The organism is Streptomyces nidicola (genome assembly GCF_050106155.1).
GTDB lineage: Bacteria > Actinomycetota > Actinomycetes > Streptomycetales > Streptomycetaceae > Streptomyces.
This window is the reverse complement of the sequence record NZ_JBNBPI010000001.1, coordinates 1,661,712-1,681,787: the sequence shown is the minus strand read 5'-3', so window position 1 is coordinate 1,681,787 and position 20,076 is coordinate 1,661,712. Positions and strand designations below refer to the sequence as shown.

Annotated in this window: 13 protein-coding genes; 6 read left to right on the top strand and 7 right to left on the bottom strand. The window is 69.1% G+C overall.

Annotated features, from left to right (window positions below; translation table 11 throughout):
- Positions 1-18: 18 nt before the first annotated feature.
- Both ACOKM3_RS07950 and ACOKM3_RS07945 read right to left on the bottom strand, forming a co-directional pair.
- Entirely contained in the window at positions 19-2,085 is a 2,067-nt protein-coding gene (locus ACOKM3_RS07950; RefSeq protein WP_426898332.1) for a beta-galactosidase, read from the bottom strand.
- Between the two features lie 59 nt (positions 2,086-2,144).
- Positions 2,145-3,152: a LacI family DNA-binding transcriptional regulator gene (locus tag ACOKM3_RS07945; RefSeq protein WP_426898330.1), complete on the bottom strand. Its 1,008-nt coding sequence runs from the start codon at positions 3,150-3,152 to the stop codon at positions 2,145-2,147.
- 296 nt (positions 3,153-3,448) lie between these two features.
- Between ACOKM3_RS07945 and ACOKM3_RS07940 the strand changes: the two genes are divergently transcribed.
- From ACOKM3_RS07940 to ACOKM3_RS07920, 5 genes are read left to right on the top strand one after another with little or no spacing between them, the layout of a single operon-like run.
- On the top strand, positions 3,449-4,789 hold the full coding sequence (locus ACOKM3_RS07940) for an ABC transporter substrate-binding protein (protein ID WP_426898328.1): 1,341 nt from the start codon (positions 3,449-3,451) through the stop codon (positions 4,787-4,789).
- Positions 4,789-5,742, top strand: coding sequence for a carbohydrate ABC transporter permease (locus ACOKM3_RS07935; RefSeq protein ID WP_426898326.1), 954 nt, complete (start codon positions 4,789-4,791; stop codon positions 5,740-5,742). The genes ACOKM3_RS07940 and ACOKM3_RS07935 overlap by 1 nt, the downstream gene beginning before the upstream one ends.
- Positions 5,743-5,744: 2 nt before the next feature.
- Positions 5,745-6,644, top strand: coding sequence for a carbohydrate ABC transporter permease (locus tag ACOKM3_RS07930; protein ID WP_426898324.1), 900 nt, complete (start codon positions 5,745-5,747; stop codon positions 6,642-6,644).
- A gap of 36 nt (positions 6,645-6,680) precedes the next feature.
- Positions 6,681-8,585: a TolB-like translocation protein gene (locus tag ACOKM3_RS07925; RefSeq protein WP_426898323.1), complete on the top strand. Its 1,905-nt coding sequence runs from the start codon at positions 6,681-6,683 to the stop codon at positions 8,583-8,585.
- Between the two features lie 47 nt (positions 8,586-8,632).
- Entirely contained in the window at positions 8,633-11,308 is a 2,676-nt protein-coding gene (locus ACOKM3_RS07920; RefSeq protein ID WP_426898321.1) for a family 78 glycoside hydrolase catalytic domain, read from the top strand.
- 166 nt (positions 11,309-11,474) lie between these two features.
- Here ACOKM3_RS07920 and ACOKM3_RS07915 read toward each other — a convergent pair whose 3' ends face one another.
- From ACOKM3_RS07915 to leuC, 5 genes are read right to left on the bottom strand one after another with little or no spacing between them, the layout of a single operon-like run.
- Positions 11,475-12,863, bottom strand: a complete 1,389-nt coding sequence (locus ACOKM3_RS07915) for a 2-hydroxycarboxylate transporter family protein (protein WP_426898319.1) — start codon at positions 12,861-12,863, stop codon at positions 11,475-11,477.
- A 46-nt stretch (positions 12,864-12,909) separates the two neighbouring features.
- Complete coding sequence (locus ACOKM3_RS07910; RefSeq protein ID WP_426898317.1) at positions 12,910-16,392, bottom strand: indolepyruvate ferredoxin oxidoreductase family protein; 3,483 nt, start codon at positions 16,390-16,392, stop codon at positions 12,910-12,912.
- 14 nt (positions 16,393-16,406) lie between these two features.
- Positions 16,407-17,189 (bottom strand): RraA family protein, encoded by a 783-nt coding sequence (locus tag ACOKM3_RS07905; RefSeq protein ID WP_426898315.1) that lies wholly within the window; start codon positions 17,187-17,189, stop codon positions 16,407-16,409.
- Entirely contained in the window at positions 17,186-17,794 is a 609-nt protein-coding gene (gene leuD, locus ACOKM3_RS07900) for a 3-isopropylmalate dehydratase small subunit (RefSeq protein ID WP_426898313.1), read from the bottom strand. The genes ACOKM3_RS07905 and leuD overlap by 4 nt, the downstream gene beginning before the upstream one ends.
- A 2-nt stretch (positions 17,795-17,796) precedes the next feature.
- Positions 17,797-19,206 (bottom strand): 3-isopropylmalate dehydratase large subunit, encoded by a 1,410-nt coding sequence (gene leuC / locus ACOKM3_RS07895; protein WP_426898311.1) that lies wholly within the window; start codon positions 19,204-19,206, stop codon positions 17,797-17,799.
- A gap of 221 nt (positions 19,207-19,427) precedes the next feature.
- Between leuC and ACOKM3_RS07890 the strand changes: the two genes are divergently transcribed.
- Positions 19,428-20,054 (top strand): GntR family transcriptional regulator, encoded by a 627-nt coding sequence (locus ACOKM3_RS07890; protein ID WP_426898309.1) that lies wholly within the window; start codon positions 19,428-19,430, stop codon positions 20,052-20,054.
- The last annotated feature ends 22 nt before the right edge of the window (positions 20,055-20,076 follow it).

Here is a 20,076-nt window from a genome sequence, read left to right as displayed (position 1 = left end):
GGCGTGTGCGGGAGCCGGTCAGTCGCGCTCCGTGAATACCTTCACGTCCCACGGGCCGAGTTCGACCGACTCGTCGGCCTCGTACGTGAGGGAGGCGAGCGCGTCCTCCGCGGCTGTGGGCAGTGAGATGGACACAGGCTTCCACGACCAGTTGTGGAGGAAGCGGACGCGGCGGCCGTCGCGGGCTGTCGCGGAGGTCGCCGTGACGCTCGGGTGGAGGCGCGGCCACGCTCCTGCGGGGGCCGCCCAGTTGAACAGGGCCTGACCGAAGGCCGGGTCGGGCACCGTGCCGACGCAGGTGATCCGGCCGGCGCCGTACGGGCGGGTCGTGACGGCGGGCCAGCGTCCGAGGTGCGGATCGTCGTAGGTGGCCAGCACATCCGCTCCGTCCGGGATGAGCGCGTCCGCCCAGTGCAGGGCCCGGGTGGCGGCCGGTAGGGCGAGCTCGGTGCTGCCGTGCACCTCAACTCCCGTGTTCAGGTTGGTGAATTCGTCGTAGGAGACTCCGGCGGGCCCGGACAGTCGCGCGGGCTGGACGTCGGTGCGGGCCCGGGCCTCGTGGTCCGCGTAGCCGGTGCGCGGGCCGATCGCCAGGTGGCCGCCGGACTCGGCGTGGGCGAGCAGTCGGTCCAGTGTCGCGTCGTCCGCGGCGTAGAACGCGGGGGCGACGAGGAGCGGTGGCAGGTCCACGGCGTCCAGCTGGCCGGGGTGGACCAGGCGTGCCTGCAGGCCTGCGTCGAAGGCGCCACGATAGAAGGCGTCGAAGACGGTGGCGTGAGAGCGGACGTCCGCCGAGCCGTCCGGCTTCGCCAGCGGGGGCTGGTGATCCAGTGCCCACTTGCTGGGCAGCGAGTAGAGGAAGGCGACGTCCGCGTCCGGGGTGAGGCCGGCGACCAGGTTGCCCGCCGTCTCCAACTCTGCGCCCAGGGCAGCGAGTTCGTGGTAGATCCGGCCCGGGAGGCCGCTGTGGGGGAGGATTCCGCCCACGTAGGTCTCGGTGCCGAAGTTCAGGGTGTGCCAGTGCCAGTACTCGATCATTGAGGCGCCCCGCGAGATCAGCGCCCAGGCGGCCTGACGCCACTGCCCGTCGTACGCGGGTTGGTTGCGCCAAGAGCCTCCGATGGTCTGGGCGTTGGTCTCGGTGACCAGGAACGGCTCCTGGCGGGAGGCGTACATGCGGTCGGCGATGCGGTAGAGCGCCCAGGTCCCCTCGTTGGCGGCCGCCGTCTGGCGCGCGGGGTGCGGGTTCGGCAGGGCGAGGGCGTCCTGCATGGGGTAGTAAGGGTTGCCGGCGGTGACGTCGAGGTTGCGGGTGAGGGCGTCGTCCTCCACTGCGGGGCGGTCGTAGGCGATGCACGTGGTGACGAACTGCTCGGGGCTCGCGTACGCGCGGACGATGTCGGCCTGCCACTCGATGAACTCGGTGGTGAGGGCGGCCTGGAAGCGCCGCCAGGCGAGGTCGTACTGGGGCTGGGTGTTGCCGTCCGGTGTCCACAGGTCGGCCCACGTCGACAGTCGGTGCGACCAATAGGTCAGGCCCCACTCGCGGTTGAGGGTGTCCACGTCCCCGTAGGTGCGGCGCAGGTGGTCGACGAAGCGCTGGAAGACGCCGCGGTTGTGGAACAACTCCAGGCCAGGCTCGTTGTCGACCTGGAAGCCGATGACGGCGGGGTGGTCGGCGTACCGGGCGACGACCTTGCGGATCACGCGCTCGGCGTGGAAGCGGAACGCCGCATGGGTGTAGTCCACCTCCTGCCGGGAGCCCCAGCCGATGCGCTGCCCCGTGCCGCGTTCGCCGGCGATCTCGGGATACTGGCGGCCGAGCCACGGGGGTATCGCGTAGGTCGGGGTGCCGAGGACGACGGACATGCCGCGCTCGTGCGCGCCGTCAAGTACCGGCTCGAGCCAGTCGAGTTCGAAGCGTCCGCTTTCGGGCTCCCAGGTCGACCACACCGACTCGCCGACGCGGATGACGTTGAAGTGCGCCTCGGCCATGAGGTCGAGGTCGTCCTTGAGTCGTTCACTGGGCTGGTACTCGTAGTAGTAGGCGGCTCCGAACAGGACCCGCGGCGGCAGCTGGAACATGGCTCTCCCTATGGTGTTGAGAGGTCCGGGAGGAGACCCGGGTGCGGCGGCCGTCCGGGTCAGTCCCGCAAGGGCCGGGTGGACTCCCGTACGACCAACTGCGTGGCCAGTTCGACGTGGTGGGAGTCGATCCTCTCCGCGGCGGCCAGCTGAAGGGCGGTGCGCAGGGCCACGGCGCCCATCTCCTGCACAGGCCCGTGGATGGTGGTCAGTGGTGGGGAGGTCACCGGGGCCAGCGGTGTGTTGTCGAAGCCGACGATGCTGAGGTCTTCCGGGACCCGCAGTCCGCGTCGGCGGGCGGCCTCGATGACCCCGGCGGCCAGTTCGTCGGAAGCGGCGAAGATGGCGGTGGGTGCGGGATCGACGGCAAGGAGGCGCTCGCCGTGTTCGATGCCCTCAGCGGCGTGGAACGTGCCTGCGTGGCAGACCAGTTCGGACGCCACCTTCACGCCGGCCGCCTCCATCGCGCTGCGGAAGCCGTGCAGCCGGGCTTGGTTGGACCAGGCCGACTCCGTGCCGCCGAGGTAGGCGATGCGACGGTGCCCCAGGGAGAGCAGGTGCGCGGCTGCCGCGTGGCCGCCGGAGAAGTTGGTCGCACCGACGCTGACGATCGAGTCATCGGGCAGCGACTCCGGGTCGAGCAGCACCAAGGGCATCCGGTACCGGCTCAGTGCCTCGCGGGCCGGGGGTGACAGGGTGTTCGCCGTGACAGCGATGACGGCGCGGCGTCCCGCGGCGGCCAGATCGCGCGCCCAGGCGACGGGGTCCGTCGTCGGATCGTGCTCGCCGCGCCGGCCCACCACCACGGCGACGCCCTCACGCGCCCCGGCGTCCACCACGCTCTGAATGATCTCGGTGTGGTAGATGCTCAGCCGCTCGGACCCGAAGAACAGTTCCACGGTGGGGTGCGAGCGCAGATCGTCGCGGTTTCCCCCGTAGTTGTAGCGGCGAAGGAGCTCCAGCACCTTGTCGCGCGTCGGCTGGGCGACGTCGGGGCGACCGTTGATGACCTTGGAGACGGTGGCCACCGAAACGCCGGCCGAATCGGCGACCTTCGCAAGGGTCACGCGTTGTGGATCGGATGCCATGGCTCTCCCGGGGAGTGGTGACAGGGCAGCGGCCCGCCCTGCTCAGCACCGTAGCAGCGAAATAGTTTTCGAGGCAGTGATGGGTCAAGACCTGTGTTGTGCAGGGAAATTGACCGTGCGAGAGGCATTGACGGACGTGTGGGGTGCTCATAACGTTCACGGCCAGCGCGCATGGCAGATAGAAATTTCGAATGCCGAGAGCTCGTTTTCGGTCCGTCGCGACCGACGGCTCCTCGTGCGATGTCTTCGCCACCGACCCATAGAGGCAGGCCGGAATGAAACGATTCACCCCCATCGGTTCGACAGGTCGGACACCGAACGCCACAGGGCCTTCCCGGCGCGGCCTCCTCCTGGGGGCGCTCGGCGCCGGCCTCGCCACCACCTCGCTGGCGGGCTGCGGTTCCGGCAGCTCGGGCGGTTCCGCCGGTGGCTTGGAGCTCGTGTTCATGAACCAGTCCCGGGGCCAGGCCGCGACGCTGAAGAAGCTGGCCAAGCAGTACACGCAGCAGACCGGCGTGAAGATCAGGATCGATGACGTCGGCCCGACCGACTTCGTGACCAAGCTCCAGTCCAGCTCGCAGTCGCGCAACATGCCGGACATGTACTCGGTCGTCGACGGCCACACCATGGCGCCCTACTACAAGGCCGGTTGGGCCATGGAGCTGTCCGACCGGATGAAGGGCAGCTGGGGAGACACCTTCCGGCCCGCCACGATCAAGACGACGACGTTCGGCGCGGACAACCCGCAGCACGTGAAGCCGGGCATCTACAGCGCCCACTGGGAGACCCCGGCCCTCGGGATCTTCGTCAACGCGGGGCTGTACAAGGCCGCCGGTCTCGACCCCGACAAGGCGCCCGCCTCCATGGGCGAGTTCATCGACCAGATGCGAAAGATCAAGAAGTCCGGGAAGGACCCCTTCTGGTTCGCGACCAGCCTGTCCAATCAGGTGATCCAGTCGTACGCGTCGAACTACATGAGCGACGAGGAACTGAACGCCACCTTCGTGGGCAAGCACAGCTGGAAGAGCGCGGGCTGGCGCAAGACCCTGCAGCTCGTCGTCGATCTGCGGGACGCCGGCGTGATCGCCACTGGCTCGCTGCCCAGCGGCAACACCGACAACCCCACCGTGGAGAAGGCCTTCTTCAACACCCAGGGCGTCGCGGCCATCTTCGACGGCACCTCGGCCGTCGGCGTCGCCCGAGCGACTGCCCCGGACTTCACGGACTTCCGCTCCTTCCCGCTGCCCAAGGCCGACGACGGTACGCAGACGCCGCGCATGGTCGGCGGCGCCGCCAAGGGCGCGGCGGTCAACCCCCGCAGCAAGCATGCGGCCGAGGCGCTGAAGTTCCTCAAGTGGCTGACCGGCACGGACCAGCAGGAGACATGGGCCAACGGGGTGCCGCTGATCCCGTCCGCGCGCGCCGTGCCCGACAAGAACATCCCCAAGCAACTGACCGGCATCGCCGCGGACATCTCGCACATGCAGCTGGTCCAGAACCAGATTCTGGAGCAGGTCAACACCGCCCTGCAGAAGGGGACCCAGGCCCTCGTCCTCAAGGAGCGCACGGTCGACCAGGTCCTCGGTGACCTCGACGCGGCGCAGAAGAGCGCGTGATGCAGCGCGTCATGAGCCCCGTGGCGAGGCGCGCGACGAGGCGTGCGACGCGGCGCCGCAGTCGTGTGCCGGCGGCCTGGCTCTTCCTCGCGCCGGCGCTGGCCGTCATCGGCCTGTTCACCGTGGTCCCGTTCGTCCAGGGCATCCTGCTGAGCTTCCAGACCTGGGACGGCGTGAGCCTGGACTCCCCGTACATCGGACTCGCCAACTACCGCTACGTACTTCACGACACCCAGTTCTGGGGCTCGATGAAGAACGCCGTCCTCTACGGAGCGGCCGGCCTGATCGTCGCCAACGCGGTGTCGATGGTGATGGCACTCGCCGTGCACCGCGCCCGCCGCGGCTCCGCGTTCTTCCGCACCGTCTTCTACCTGCCCGGCGTGTTCTCCACGGTGGTAGTGGGCGTGATGTTCTCGTGGTTCCTCGACCCGAACATCGGAATCGTCAACCAGATGCTGAAGACGGTCGGCCTCGACGGTCTGACGCACAACTGGCTGGGAGACCCCAAGACAGCCGTCATCGCGGTCGCCGCCGTGTTCGTCTGGTACCACTGGGGCTTCGGCTTCATCCTCTTCCTCGCCGGCCGACAGGACGTGCCCCAGGAGCTGTACGAGGCCTCGTCGCTCGACGGAGCCCGTGGCTGGGGCCAGTTCCGCCATGTCACCTGGCCCGGCATGTCACATGTGACCGGCATCGTCAGTGTGCTGACCCTGCTGGCCGGTCTGCAGATCTTCGGCACGGTCCAGATGCTGACCAACGGTGGCCCGGCCGGGCACACCGAAGTACCCACCCTGCACATCTACCAACAGGCCTTCCAGTACAGCGAGTACGGGCGCGCGGCCGCGATGTCCGTCATCTTCGGCCTGTGCCTCGTGGCCCTCGCCTGCGTCCAGCTGTGGGTCTCGCGCAGACTCGGCGGAAGCACCGACTCCCGGACAGAGAAGGAGCGTTGAGCATGAACACACTTCTCGAACCGGCGCGGAAATCCGCCCCGAAGCCACCGTCGGACCAGCCGCCTACGAAGAGGAAGCGCCGCCGCGACCGGCTGCCGCGCATTGCCTTGTACGCGCTGCTGATCGCCGGAGCCCTGGAAGCCCTGGTGCCCGTGCTGTGGGTGCTCAGTGGCTCCCTCCAGAGCGCGAAGCAGCTCTACAAAGGCACCGACCCCATCCCGCACCCCTTCGAGTGGGGCAATTTCGTCACGGCATGGAACGAGGGCGGGTTCAGCCACTACCTCCCCAACAGTCTCCTGTACACATCGGCCGCGGTCCTCGGCATCCTGGTCATCGCGAGCCTGGCAGGTTACGCGCTGGCCCGCATCGAGTTCCCCGGCCGAGGCGCCGTCGTGGGCGCCATCCTCGTCATCATGATCATCCCGCTGCCGGCGTCCTTCATCGCCCAGTACAAGCTGCTGATCGAACTCGGCCTCGCCAACACCCGTATCGGCTACATACTCGTCCTCATCGCGGGAGGACTGCCGATCTCCATCCTCATCATGCGCGGGTTCTTCGCCAGCCAGCCCAAGGAGCTGGAAGAGGCCGCCGCCATCGACGGTGCCTCGCTGCTCGGGACCTTCTGGCGGATCATCCTGCCGCTCGCAAAGCCCGGCCTGATCGCGGTGGCCGTCATCCAGGCCATGTCGGTCTGGAACGAGTACCTGATGGGCCTGGTGCTGTTCAACGACAGCTCGCTGATGCCCGTCCAGCGGGGACTCACCAACTTCGTCTCCGCGGATTCTCCGCAGCAACAGATCCTGCTCGCCGCCTCGCTCATCGCGGTGCTCCCGATCGTCGTCTTCTACGCGATCGCGCAGCGCCACATCATCAGCGGGCTCTCGGCGGGCGCACTCAAGTGACACCAGGCAACGACCAGTGAGGAAGCTGCAATGATCATGAGAGTCAGACGTACACGTTCCCGCCTGGCGAGAGGCGCCGCGGCCGCCACCCTGACGCTCGCCGCGGTTCTTGTCTGCGCCCAACTCCCGGCCACCGCCCGGACATCCACCGCCGCGTCCGCTTCCACGGATGCCTCGCAGGTGACCCGCCCGCGGGTCGACATCAAGGAACTGCCGGTGCCACCGACCGTCCCGCAGAACGGTGTGTGCACCCACCCCACCGGCTGTGTCTCGGCCGACTGGAGCGGCATCGGCACCCCAGGGCCGGCCAGGGACCCGAAGTACGTGTTCCTCGGCATCACCTACGCCGGGGCACCGGACTCCGGACCGGCGAGCGTCTTCCGTGGCAATCAGGTCCTGGTGGTCCGCACCGACGGCAGTACCTTCCCGAACGGTGAGGCATGGAAGTGCGTCACCTGCGGGGTGTCCTACGGAACGGACATCGACACCAGCCAGCTCGTCTACCCACCGGCGAACGAACTGCCCGACCGCAAGCGCGTCCTGGTCAGCAACGGCATCCTGGAGTGTGGAGCCGACGGAGTGAAGTACGCCGTCACCGACCCACGCTGCACCCCGGCCCGCACCAAAATCACCCCCATCTACTGGAACGACAAGCCGCTCTTCCAGCGGGACGAGCAGGGTGTCAACAACGGCAGGGAGTGGCGGCTGAGCCCCGACGGGCAGCACCTGTTGTTCAACGTCGTCGACTTCAGGGTCCTCAGCATCGTCCCGTACGTCGGCCGCATCGCCTACGACCAGGGCAAGGGGCGCTATCACCTCACCAACGTCTCGACGCTCCAGAACCCCGCACGGGCCTTCCAGCCCATGGTCGTCGAGGACGGGAACCGGCTGCGCTTCAACCATGCCGGAATGGTCGGTGAGCCGCGCGGCTGGACCGCCGACGGACGGGCGACCCTTGGCATCCAGAGCCTGAACTCCGACAGCATGGACGCCTGGGCCACCGACCTGGCCACCGGCACCTCCCGGCCGATCACCCGGGGCGCCCACTACACGGACCCGATGGCGATGTCTCCCAACGGCAAGTGGCTGCTCGCGGAGGAGGTCAACGGCTCCGGACGCCTCGACTTCATCTCCGGCCTGCCGGGCGTGCCACCGCTCACCGCCCAGGCGGGCACCGCCCCGTACGTCTCCGGGATCCGCAACAGTGGCAACCGCCGCTTCTTCTCGCCCTGGCTCGTCGACCCCGCGACCGGCCGCGGCTTCCAGGTCAACGCCGGATCCGACAAGAACTGGAACGCCGCCGCCGACCCGGCGTGGCTCGCCGACAGCACGGCTGTCGTCTACACCGAGAACCTGGCCTGCGGCGCGAACCCGACACCCCACCGCTGCGCCGACTCGACGGAACCCGGAGGCCGCAACAGCCGGCTGATGATCGCCCGCTTCCCGGACTTCAAGCCCAGCGCACCCGTCGCCGCCCCGCCGGTCTCCGACAAGACCTGGGGGCTGCCGTACGACCCGGACAAGGCCCCGGAGCAGCCGAAGCCGGTACCCACCGGCACGTACACCCTGCGCGGAAAGGCCCAGGGAGCGGCCACCGTACGCATCACCAACAACAGCGCGGACACACAGACCCTCGCCCTCACCGTCGACTACCGCGACTACAGCGACGACGGCACGAACATCATCAACGGCACCGAAAAGGTGGAGCGCGTCTCCAACACGACGCTCGGCTGCACGCCCGGCACCGCCACGGCCCTCGCGTGCCTCACCTGGACCGAGGACCTGAAGCTGACCGGCAAGCACACCGGCACCAAGCGCACAGGGCCGGACGGATTCACGCTCGGACCGTCCGCGATGCTCAGAAACGAGTTCCAGGCGGTCGGCATACTCACCACCACCATCGACGGAACCACCTACACGCAGCCGGCCAACGGAAGCTGACGAAGCCCGACTCGGAACCGATCCGGACACCGGAGGACACAGACCGGATGACCCTCAACACCCCCGACACACCACACGAGTTGACGATCGACCACGGAGGCGACCGGTTTCCGGTGTCCGGCAGCCGCCCCCGACTGTCCTGGAAACCTCCTCGAACCGCCGTGACGCCGCACGAGGAGTACGACCTGCAGATTCACATCGACGGTGAACCGCAACACGACACCTTGGCCGCCGGCCACCTCCTCGTCGACTGGCCGCTGCGCCCGCTGCGCAGCGGCGAGCGAGTGCGCTGGCGTACGCGACTCCACTCGGCCACGGAGGACTCCGCGTGGAGTGGGTGGCACGCCTTCGAGGCCGGACTCCTCGATCCCGACTGGACCGCCTCCTGGATCACCCCGCCCGACGACCCGCAGACCACCCACCGACCGCCGGGCACCCGCCCCGCGCGTACCCTGCGGACCACGTTCAGCACACCGGGCCGCCCCGTACGCGCCCGCCTGTACGCCACCGCTCTTGGCGTGTACGAGGCCTTCGTGAACGGCGAGCGCGCCGGAACCACCGAGCTCGCGCCCGGCTCGACCTCCTACGACCGCACCCTGTACGCACAGGCCGCCGACGTCACCTCGGCCGTCCGCCCGGGCCGCAACGACCTCGAGGTCGTCCTGTCCGACGGCTGGTACCGAGGCCAGGTGGGTGCCTTCCGCAAACCGGCCGGTTGGGGAGAACTCCTTGCCGCCCGGCTGGAGTTGTACCTCGAACTCGCCGACGGGACATACCAGGTCGTGCGCACCGACGAGACCTGGACCTCCGCCGCAGGACCTGTCATCCGTGCCGACCTGATGGACGGCCAGATCACCGACCACCTCGCGCCCCAAGGGCCAGACCAGCCGGTTCTCGTCGACGCGGTGACCGCGCCCCCGATCGACTGGTCCCCGGCCCCGCCGATCCGCCGCATCGAAGACCTGCCCTGCGCCTCGCTCGCCCGCCTTCCGGACGGTTCCTGGATCGCCGACTTCGGCCAGAACGCCTCCGGTTGGCTCAGGCTGACCGACCTCGGGCCGGTCGGCACCCGCACCGTGATCGACCACGGTGAACACCTCGACCCGGTCACCGGTGACCTGACCACCACCCACCTCGACATCCAGCGTCCCGGCGACCCGGTGACGGTCTTCGTCCAGCACGACGAAGTCGTCTCCTCCGGCGCTCCCGGCGAAGCCTTTGAGCCCCGCCATACGCTGCACGGTTTCCGCTACGCACGCCTGGAGCGCGGCGACGCCCCACTGGACGCGTCGAGCCTCACGATGCGGATCGTCCACACCGACCTGCACCCCACCGGCACCTTCTCCTGCAGCAACGCAGACCTCAACCGCCTGTATGACGTGGCGCGTTGGAGCTTTCGCGGCAACGCCGTCGACGTCCCCACCGACTGCCCGACCCGTGAACGCATCGGCTGGACCGGGGACTTCCAGGTCTTCGCGCCCACCGCCGCACGCCTCTACGACATCCACGGCTTCGCCCGCAAGTGGCTGCGCTCCGTCCGCGACGACCAGCTCGACGACGGACGCATCGCCAACTTCTCCCCGGACGGCCGCCGCATCAAGCTCCACACCGACGAGCGCCTGGACTCGATGACGGGCTCGGCGGGCTGGGGCGACGCCATCGTCCTCGTCCCGTGGCTGCTGTACGAGACGTACGGCGACCGCCAGGCACTCGCCGAGAGCTGGGACGCCATGGTCCGCTGGGTCGAGTGGGCCCTGACCACCGCCCGCACGGCACGGCACCCTTCACGTGTAGCCCGGTCGCCTCAGCCCCTGCCGCACGAGGAGTTCATCTGGGACGGCTCCTTCCACTGGGGGGAGTGGTGCGAGCCGAAGCCCCGCGCCGCGGACGGCTCGCTCCTCGAACCGGAGCAGGACTGGATGGCAACCGACAAGGGCGAGGTGGGCACCGCCTTCCTGTACCGCTCGACCGCCACCCTCGCATCGATCGCCGCTGTCCTCGGCCGCCAGAACGAAGGCGCCCGGTACACGTACCTCGCGGAGCGAATCAAGAATGCGTGGCGTACAGAATTCATCGATGACGCCGGCCGCACCACCGTCGACACCCAGGCGAGCTACGTCCGCGCCTTCGCCTACGGCCTCGCCCCCGAGAAGCTCCGCGTCCCGGTGGCCGCCCGCCTGGCGACCCTGATCCGCGCGGCCGGAACACACCTCACGACCGGCTTCCTGTCCACCGCCGACCTGCTCCCCACCCTCACCGACACCGGCCACGCCGACCTCGCGTACGAGGTCCTGCTGCAGCGCACCTCGCCGTCCTGGCTCGGCATGCTCGATCGCGGTGCCACCACGGTCTGGGAGGACTGGGACGGCATCGACGACAACGGCGACGCGCACGAGTCCCTCAACCACTACAGCAAGGGCGCCGTGATCCACTTCCTGCACACCCACACGCTCGGCCTGCGCCAGGCCGAAGGCTCCGTGGCCTGGGAGCGGTTCGTCGTCGCACCGGTCCCTCACGTGTCGATCGGCTGGGCGCGCGGCTCCTTCGACAGTCCGCGCGGCCCCATCACGGTCGAATGGCGCACCAGCGTCGACCAGTTGGACCTCACCGTCGATGTCCCACCCACGTCCACCGCCACCGTCGTCCTCCCCGACGGCACGGAACGGACGGTGGGGCCGGGACGGCACACAGTATCGGTCGGTACGCCCACCCTCGGGCCGTGAGCGCGTCCGGCTTCAGGGTCTCGATGTCGACTCAGTCGGTACTCGGCGCTCGGCGCCGCGATGCCTCGCGAGGTGAGCGGGCCATAGCGCTCCGGCATCTTCGTACGGTCGCCGCGGATGAACACGCCTCCGTGGACTCATACGACAACCGGGCACGGACCTGCCGTCACTTGAGCAGCGGGGTCAGTAGGGAGGTGACCAGGAGGACCAGAGTCCCCCCGACGCGGTTGGCCACCGTGGCGAACGGCATGAGGTGCATGCGTTCGCTGGCGGAGAGTACGGCGACGTCGCCTGATCCGCCGGTGTCGGCCATGACCAGGCCGGGAGCGATGGCGGCCTCGATGAAGTAGAACTTCACCAGCCATCCCAGGGCACCCGCCGTCAGGCCGGCCAACAGCACCGTGACCACGGTGAGGACGACGAATCGAGGGTCGCTCAGGGAGTTGAGGATCTCGGAGATGTCGATGGTCGCGATCGAGATCCCGACCAGCAGGGGCGGAACGAGCACAGTGGTGACCAGACTTCCCCAGGCGGCCGTCGCGTCCTCCAGGTCGGTCGGGAGCAGGCGGAAGAGCTTGACGGCGACGGCGAGGAGAGTCGTCCAGGCGTAGGCGTGCAGGCCAGGGACGAGGCGTTCGAGCATGGTGCCGGCGACGAGCAGGGTTCCCGCGATGAGCAGCCCCTGGCCCAGGGAGAGGAGGTTCGCCCGGGTGACGGACTTCGACGGCGCGAACTTCTCGGCGTTGTTCTCGATACGGAGGAGCCTGCCATCACCGTTGAAGCCGACGAAGGGGCGGACCTTGCGCTTGCCCAGGCCGTTGAGGAGGGAGGCACAGAGGATGCAGACGATGTTGGCCAGGAGGACGGTGGAGACCAGGCCGCCGAGCACGCTGCTCGCCTCGACGCCGAGCCGTTCGCCGTACATCTCGCTCATGGGGAGGGCGCCGAGGGGGAGTCCGCCGGCCATGATGGGCGCCGCTATCATCAGCATCGCGTGGGCGAAGCCATAGCCCATGACCGCACCCAGCACGCCGATCAGCAGGAACACGACAGCGATGGTGCCGACGACCGGGACGGCGAACCGCACGCCCGCATTGATCAGCAATGCGCGCGGCATGCCCAGGATGGCGCCGGCGATGACCGCGATGAGGACGAAGTCCGAGAACCCCTCCTTGTCCACGAACGTGGTCACCAGGTTGATGACCCCGGTCGGCAGTAGACCCGCGTACACCAGGAGAGCGGGACCGAACACGCAGAGCAGGATGGGCAGTCCGAAGTCCCGTAGCACCGGCACGCGACCGCCGATCCAGGTCAGCAGCCAGCCCATCGTCATGGTCACCACGAACCCGGAGAACATCCCCGGCGGCAGAGTGTCCGTGAACATCGCGGTGGTCACCGCGGCCAAGATCGCCGCGAACACCCACATCGGCATTCCGCCTATGCGGAGGCGGTTCGTGCGTGAAGTCCCCTGGCGGGCGTCGCTGTCGCTGTTGGCGGCCGTGGCCGTGCCTTCGGCCTCTGGTTGATCGACAAGGGCCCGTTTACGGATGAGCATGATGGTTCTCCTGGGGGGAGTCAGGCTGTACGGGGCGGGGTGTGGATCAACGAGGCTCGGCGGGGGCCGAGGAGAGGTCTGTGAGGCGGTCGAGTTCGGTCTCGGCCTGAGTCAGTTCTGTGCGGTATGTGGCGACGTTGGCGACCTTGATCTGCTCGTAGCCACGTACCTGGTCGGGGAGTTCGGCCAGCTTGAGGACCGTGGGCAGGGTGTCGGGGCGCAGGTGGGGGAGGGCGCGCTCGACCGCCGTGCGGTACTCGGCGATGAGGTCTCGTTCCATGCGGCGTACCGGATGCCATCCGAAGACGTCGAGTTTCGTACCGCGCAGCCGGCGGGCCGCACGAAGTGCGGTGAAGACGGGGCGGGACGCGGCGCCGAAACTGATCTTCTTCTTCATGCCCAGGGCGCGCAGGATCGGCGGGTGGAGTTGCACGTGGTAACGGGCGTCCGCGCCGAACTCCTGCGAGACCGTCTCGTCGAGACCGGCCTGGAGTACGAGGCGCGCGACCTCGTACTCGTCCTTGTAGGCCATCAGCTTGTAGAGGTGGCGTGCCACGGCCTCGCTGACGGTCGTCGATCCCGGGACGGCAGCGCTCTCGCGGACCCGGACCCGCTCGACGAACTCGGCGTACCGGCGGGCGTATTCGGCGTCGGCGTAGTCGATGAGGTCCGGTACTCGGATGTCGAGCAGGCGGGCGAGTTCGGTGCCGGGGGCGACTTCGACCAGTTTGCGTACACCGGTTGCGTCCGGGAGGGAGGGCGTGGTGGGTGCCTGGGGGCGCTCGGGGCGTACGAGGCTCTCAAGTGCCGCCGGATCGCTGACCAGTTGGCGGCCGCGTCGGAAGGCCTGGATGTTGGTCTTCGCCGCGGCGCCGTTGAGTGAGATGGCGTGCTCCAGTGCCGGTGCGCCTACCGGGAGCGCGCCGAGCTGCCAGGCGACTCCGACGAGCAGCATGTTGGCGTACTGCTCGTGGCCGAAGAGCCGCTCGGCCAGCTGCGCCGCGTCCACGCCGAGGTGCCTGCGCGCGACGGAGGCGAGGGAGTCGCGGACGTGGCCGGCGGAAGGGAAGCGGATGCCGGTGTCGACGACCATCTTTCCGGTGGGCACTTCGGCGGTGGAAGCGACCACAGTGGTACGTGCCGGATCCGCGACCTTGAGGTGTGTCGGGTCGGTGCCGACGAGTCCGTCGCAGACCAGGTAGAGGTCGCAGCCGGACGCCGGGATCTTGGAGGAGACCTCGCGGTCGGTGATCCGGATGTCGGATACGACCGCGCCACCCTTCTGCGCCAGGCCGGTCTGGTCCAGGCTGCGTACGGAGCGTCCGTCGATGACCGCGGCGGTGGCGATGATCTGCGCGACGGTGACGACGCCGGTGCCGCCGATCCCTGTGATCCGCAGACTGAAGTCACCGTCCCTGTTCTGCGCTTCGGGTACGGGGATGTCCTCGGTCGTGATGTCGGCGGCCCTGGACCGCTCGGGCTTCTGCTCGCCCACGGTGACGGTGACGAACGAGGGACAGTCGCCCTTCACACACGAGTAGTCGAGGTTGCACGAGGACTGGTGGATACGTGTCTTGCGGCCGAACTCGGTCTCCACCGGGTGCACCGACATGCAGTTGGACTTCTCGCCGCAGTCGCCGCAGCCCTCACAGACCCGTTCATTGATCAGTACGCGGGTGCGGGGCGTGTCCGCCTTTCCGCGCTTGCGTTTACGGCGCTTCTCCGCCGCGCACTCCTGGTCGTGAATGAGTACGGTCACCCCGGGAACGGTCGACAACTCCCGCTGGACGTCCACCAGTTCGTCGCGGTCGCGGATCTGAACCTGCGAGGGCAGGCCCTGCCTGCGCGTACGCCTTGCGTCCTCGGAGGTGACCACGACCTTGCTGACGCCCTCGGCGAGCAGCAGCTGGGCCAGGCGACGGAGCGAGAGTTCGCCGACGGGGTCCTGGCCGCCGGTCATCGCGACGGTGGAGTTGTACAGGAGTTTGTAGGTGATGTTGGCGCCCGAGGCGACCGCCGCACGCAGGGCGAGGCTGCCGGAGTGGGTGAACGTGCCGTCGCCGATGTTCTGGATGAAGTGGTTCTCCGCGACGAACGGGGCGATGCCCAGCCACTGGCCGCCCTCGCCGCCCATCTGGGTCAGGCCGAGGACCTTGCCTGTCTGTTTGTCGTCGGTGAAGAGCACCATGGCGTGGCAGCCGATCCCGCCGCCGATGACGGTGTCCTCGGGGACCTTGGTGGAGCTGTTGTGCGGGCAGCCGGAGCAGAAGTACGGCGTCCGCGTGAGCAGCGGAAGTGCCGTGCGGGTGCGGGGGAGTTGTTCCTTCCAGGCCTGTACGGACTCGATGCCGTGGACGTCCCCGAGTCGCCGGGCGAGCCCCTTGGCCGCCTGGTCGGCGTCCAACTCACCGACCGGGCTGAAGAGTTCATGGCCCGAGGCGTCCGTTTTGCCCAGGACCACTGGGGCATCGGGGAGGCCATAGAGGATGTTCCGCAGGGCGTCCTCCAGGAAAGGGCGCTTCTCCTCCACCACGATGATCTCTTGCAGCCCCTGCGCGAAGTGGCGGATCTCGGCGGGATCGAGCGGCCAGATCATGCCGAGACGGAACAGTCGGATTCCTCGGCGTTGCAGCTCGTCCTGGTCGAGGCCGAGGGCGCCCAGCGCGTCGCGGACGTCGAGGTAGGTCTTGCCCGCGCAGACCAGGCCGATGCGGTCATCGGTCGTGCGGGTCACGACCCGGTTGAGCCGGTGGGCGGAGGCGTACGCGAGTGCGCGCGGCAGCCGCTGCGAGACCTGGCTGCGCTCGAGGTTGATCAGGTTGGGGCCTGCGAGCATCGCGTCGGGGCGGTGGTCACCGGGCGTGAGGAGAGCGGGAGTTGGTGTGGGCCCCGGGTGGACGGTGGCGGTGCAGGCGCCGTCCGCGACCGCCGTGGTGATCTTCATGGCCGACCACAGGCCGGTGTGGCGGGACATCTCCACGGCGTGCCGCCCCAGTTCCAGCACGTCCTGTGCGTCGGCCGGATACAGGGTCGGCATCTGCAGGTCGGCGAGGGTGTACTCGGAGGCGCACGGCAGCGAGGAGGACTTGCCGGCCGGATCGTCCCCGGTCAGGGCGACGGCGCCGCCCTGCGGATGGGTGCCGACGAGGTTGGCGTGGCGCAGCGCGTCGGAGGCCCGGTCCAGGCCGGGGGACTTGCCGTACCAGTAGCCCGTGACACCGTCGACCTTCAGGCTGCCGGCCTGGTCCGCCAGCTGGGAGCCCATGACCGAGGTGGCTGCCAGCTCTTCGTTGACTGCGGGGAGGTGGACGTGGTCGAGGCCCTCGAACAGGGGCTTGCGGCGGGCGAGTTCCATGTCGTAGCCGGCCAGCGGGGAGCCTTCGTAACCGGAGACGAGCGAGCCCGTGCGCAGGCCGCGTTCGCGGTCGGTCAGGGTGTTGTCGCGCACCATGCGTACCAGGGCCTGGATGCCGGTGAGGTACGCGGTGCCCTCGCGGGTTGTGTAACGGTCGTCGAGTGAGAAGTCCATGGTTGCTCCCCGGATCAGTCCGCGACGCGGGTCGAGCGCAGGGCCCGGACCAGCTCGTCGAGATCGGTGGCGGCGGCGATGGCCGCGGTCAGTCGTTCCTCGGCGTCGTGGCCCGCCAGACACCGCTGGGCCACGGCGGGCACGAGCGCGTGGGGCACGACGCAGATGCCGTCGGCGTCGCCCACGATGTAGTCGCCCGGCCTGACCGGCCGGCCCGCGATGTTCACGACGTCGTTGAGGGCGACCGCCTCCACCCGGTGGCGCGCCGCCAGGGGCGTACGGTGCCGGCTCCACACCGGGAGGCCGGAGTCGACGATCGCCGTGGTGTCCCGGACCGCGCCGTCGACCAGGCACCCGGCGACACCGGCGGTCAGCGCCCACTGCGCGGAGAGGCCGCCCATGACGGCGGAGGTCACGCCCCCACAGTCCATGACGGCGACATCGCCGGGACGCGCGACGGCGTACAGGTCGCGGTCGGCGGCGAGAACGGCGGCCCCCGCCGCCCGGTGGGTGCCGGGCTCGCCGTGCACGCCGACGTAGCGCAAGGTCACGGCCGGGCCGCACACTCGCATTCCGGGCGCCAACGGTGCCACGGCGTCCGTGCCGAGCACCGTGCCTGCCCCCATCTCGTCCAGCGCGTCCGCCACCAGTGAGCTCAGCCCGGGCAGCGCCGCCCAGGCCTCCAACCGGCCCGGGTCGTGGCGTGGCACGTCCGTCGTACGGATGCGCTCGGGATCGACCTGCCCGATGAGCCGGCGCCGGATGCGTTCGGATTCGGAGGTGGTCGTGACGCTCATCGGGAGGCCCCGTCCGTCACGCGCGGCATCGTGGCCCGCCGTCGCGCCTCGAAGTCCTCGATCTCGGCGGCGTGTTCGAGGGTGAGGGCGATCTCGTCGAGACCGCGCATGACCCGCTGCCGGAAGTGTTCGGGATAGCCGAAGTCGTAACGGGACGTGCCGCACCGGACCGTCCGCTGCTCCAGGTTCACCTCGACGCGCGTCCCCGGCGCGTCTTCGAGCCGGACCCACAGCTCCTCGATGTCGGCCTCGCTCATCTCCCCGGCGACGAGACCGTTCTCGGCGGTGTTGCCCCGGAAGATGTCGCCGAACCGTGGCGCGAGCACGACGCGGAAGCCGTAGTCGGCCAGCGCCCACACCGCCCACTCGCGCGAGGACCCGGTGCCGAAGTCACGGCCTGCGACGAGTACCGAAGCGCCATCGTAGGAAGGGTTGTTGAGGACGAAGGCGGGGTCCTCGCGCCAGTCGCCCATCAGTGCTTCGGCGTGACCGGTCCGGGACTGCGGGGCGGTGAGGATGCGCTGGGCGGGATAGAGCTGGTCGGTGTCGACGTTGTCGCGCCGCAGGGGTACGGCGATGCCGGTGTGGGTGATCAGCGGTGTCATGGTCATCCTTGAAGCTGCAGGTCGCGGGGGGCGGCGAGGTGGCCCGCGACAGCGGTGGCGGCCGCGACGGCGGGTGAGACGACGTGCGTACGGACGCCCGGTCCCTGCCGGCCCTCGAAATTGCGGTTGTTGGTGGAGGCGGTACGCATGCCGGGGGCCAGGACCTCGCCGTTGATCGCGACACACATCGAGCACCCGGGCGCGCGCAGGGGGACTCCGGCCGCTGCGAAGACCTTGTCGAGACCCTCGTCGACCGCCTGCCGGCGTACGGCTTCCGAGCCCGGTGAGAGGTACACTTGGAGGCCGTCGGCCACAATGCGGCCGCGCCAGATCTCCGCGACCTGGCGCAGGTCCTCGATCCGTCCGTTGGTGCAGGAGCCGATGAAGACCGCGTCGATGGGGATCGAGCCCATGGCGGTGCCGGGCTCGAGATCCATGTAGGCCAAGGCCCGTTCGGCCGCCGCCCGTTCGACGGGGTCCGCGAAGGAGTCGGGGGCGGGGACGACGCTGTGCAGCGGGACGGTCTGGCCGGGGTTGGTGCCCCAGGTGACGTGTGGGTTCAGCGCGGAGGCGTCGAGACGGACCTCGCGGTCGAAGACGGCGTCCGGGTCGGAGACGAACCGCGCCCAGTGCGCCTTCTCCGCCTCGAAGGCCTCGCCCGTGGGGACGTGCCGGCGTCCGGCGAGGTAGGCGAACGTGACCTCGTCGGGGGCGACGAGGCCGGCCCGCGCGCCCGCCTCGATGCTCATGTTGCACAGCGTCATCCGCTGTTCCATCGACATGGCCCGGATCGCGGGGCCCTGGTACTCGATGACGTGTCCCTGGCCCCCGGCCGTGCCGATCTTCGCGATCAGGGCCAGGGCGACATCCTTGGCCGAGGCACCGGTGGGCAGTTCGCCCTCGACGGTGACCCGCATGTTCTTCATCCGGGTCATCGGCAGCGTCTGGGTCGCCAGGACGTGCTCGACCTGGCTGGTGCCGATCCCGAAGGCGAGTGCCCCCATGGCGCCGTGCGTCGTGGTGTGCGAGTCGCAGCACACGATGGTCGACCCCGGCTGGGAGAGCCCGAGTTCGGGGCCGATGACATGCACGATGCCCCGCGAGGCGTGGCCGAGCTCGTACAGCTCGATCCCGAACTCCTCGCAGTTGCGGCGCATGCTCGCGACGAAGGGGCCTGCCACCGTGCCCGTGAGGTCCTGCGCGGTGTCGATGGTGGGGGTGACGTGGTCCTCGGTCCCCAGGGTGAGGTCGGGGCGGCGGACGGTGCGCGCCTTGGCGCGGAGGTTGTCGAAGGCGACCGGGGTGTTCGCCTCGTGGAGCAGGTGCAGGTCGATGTAGAGCAGGTCGCGGCCGGCGTCGTCGGTTCTGACGACGTGGGCGTCCCAGATCTTGTCGGCTGCGGTCTTCGGCACGTCGCCACTCCTCATGAAAGGCGGTACCTCGGAGCACGGCTCGGCTCAGAGATATATCTGTAATACTCCGGAGATGTGCGTGAACTATGCCGAGCGTCACACCGAGCGTCAAGACCGTTAACCTGGCTTTCCCGAAACCGAGTTGAACGCGAGCGAGAGGCAGATCAGTGGCGCAGAGCGAGCCCGCCCGCACGCCGCAGGCAGGTGGCGTACGTCAATCCATGACGGAACGCGTCTACGAGGCCCTCAAGCACGACATCCTCACCGCGCGCCGCCACCCCGAGAGCCTGCTGCTCGAGCATGAACTGGCCACGGAGTACGGGGTGTCCAAGACGCCCGTCCGGGAGGCGCTGCGCCTTCTCGTGCACGAGCAGTGGGTCCTGGTCCTGCCTCGCAAGGGCTACATGGTCCAGCCGCTGCGCTTCGAAGATGTACGGGAGATCTTCGCGATGCGTCAACTCATCGAGCCCTACCTGGTGGTGGAGGCGGCCAAACGGGCGACACCCGAGCAACTCGACCACCTGGAGAGCCTCGTGGACGCACAGGAGGCGGCCACCGACTCGGACGCCGCCCTGGACGCGGCCGCCGCCTTCCACCTGGGCATCGCCGAACTCGCGGGCAACCGGCGGGCGGCGCGGACGCTCAAGGGACTCGTCGAGGAGTCCCGGCGGATGTACCGGCTCGCCCCGCACCTGGACCGACGCCTGCACGAACAGGCCGAGTTCGCCGACCACCGTGCGCTGGTCGCCGCGATGCGGAACCAGGACACGGCGCAGGCGCATGCCGTGATGGAGCGGCACTCGCACGAATCGCTACGCCAGAAGCTCGAGGGGCTGACCAACTTCTGACGGAGGCTTGAGGGGCTCACCA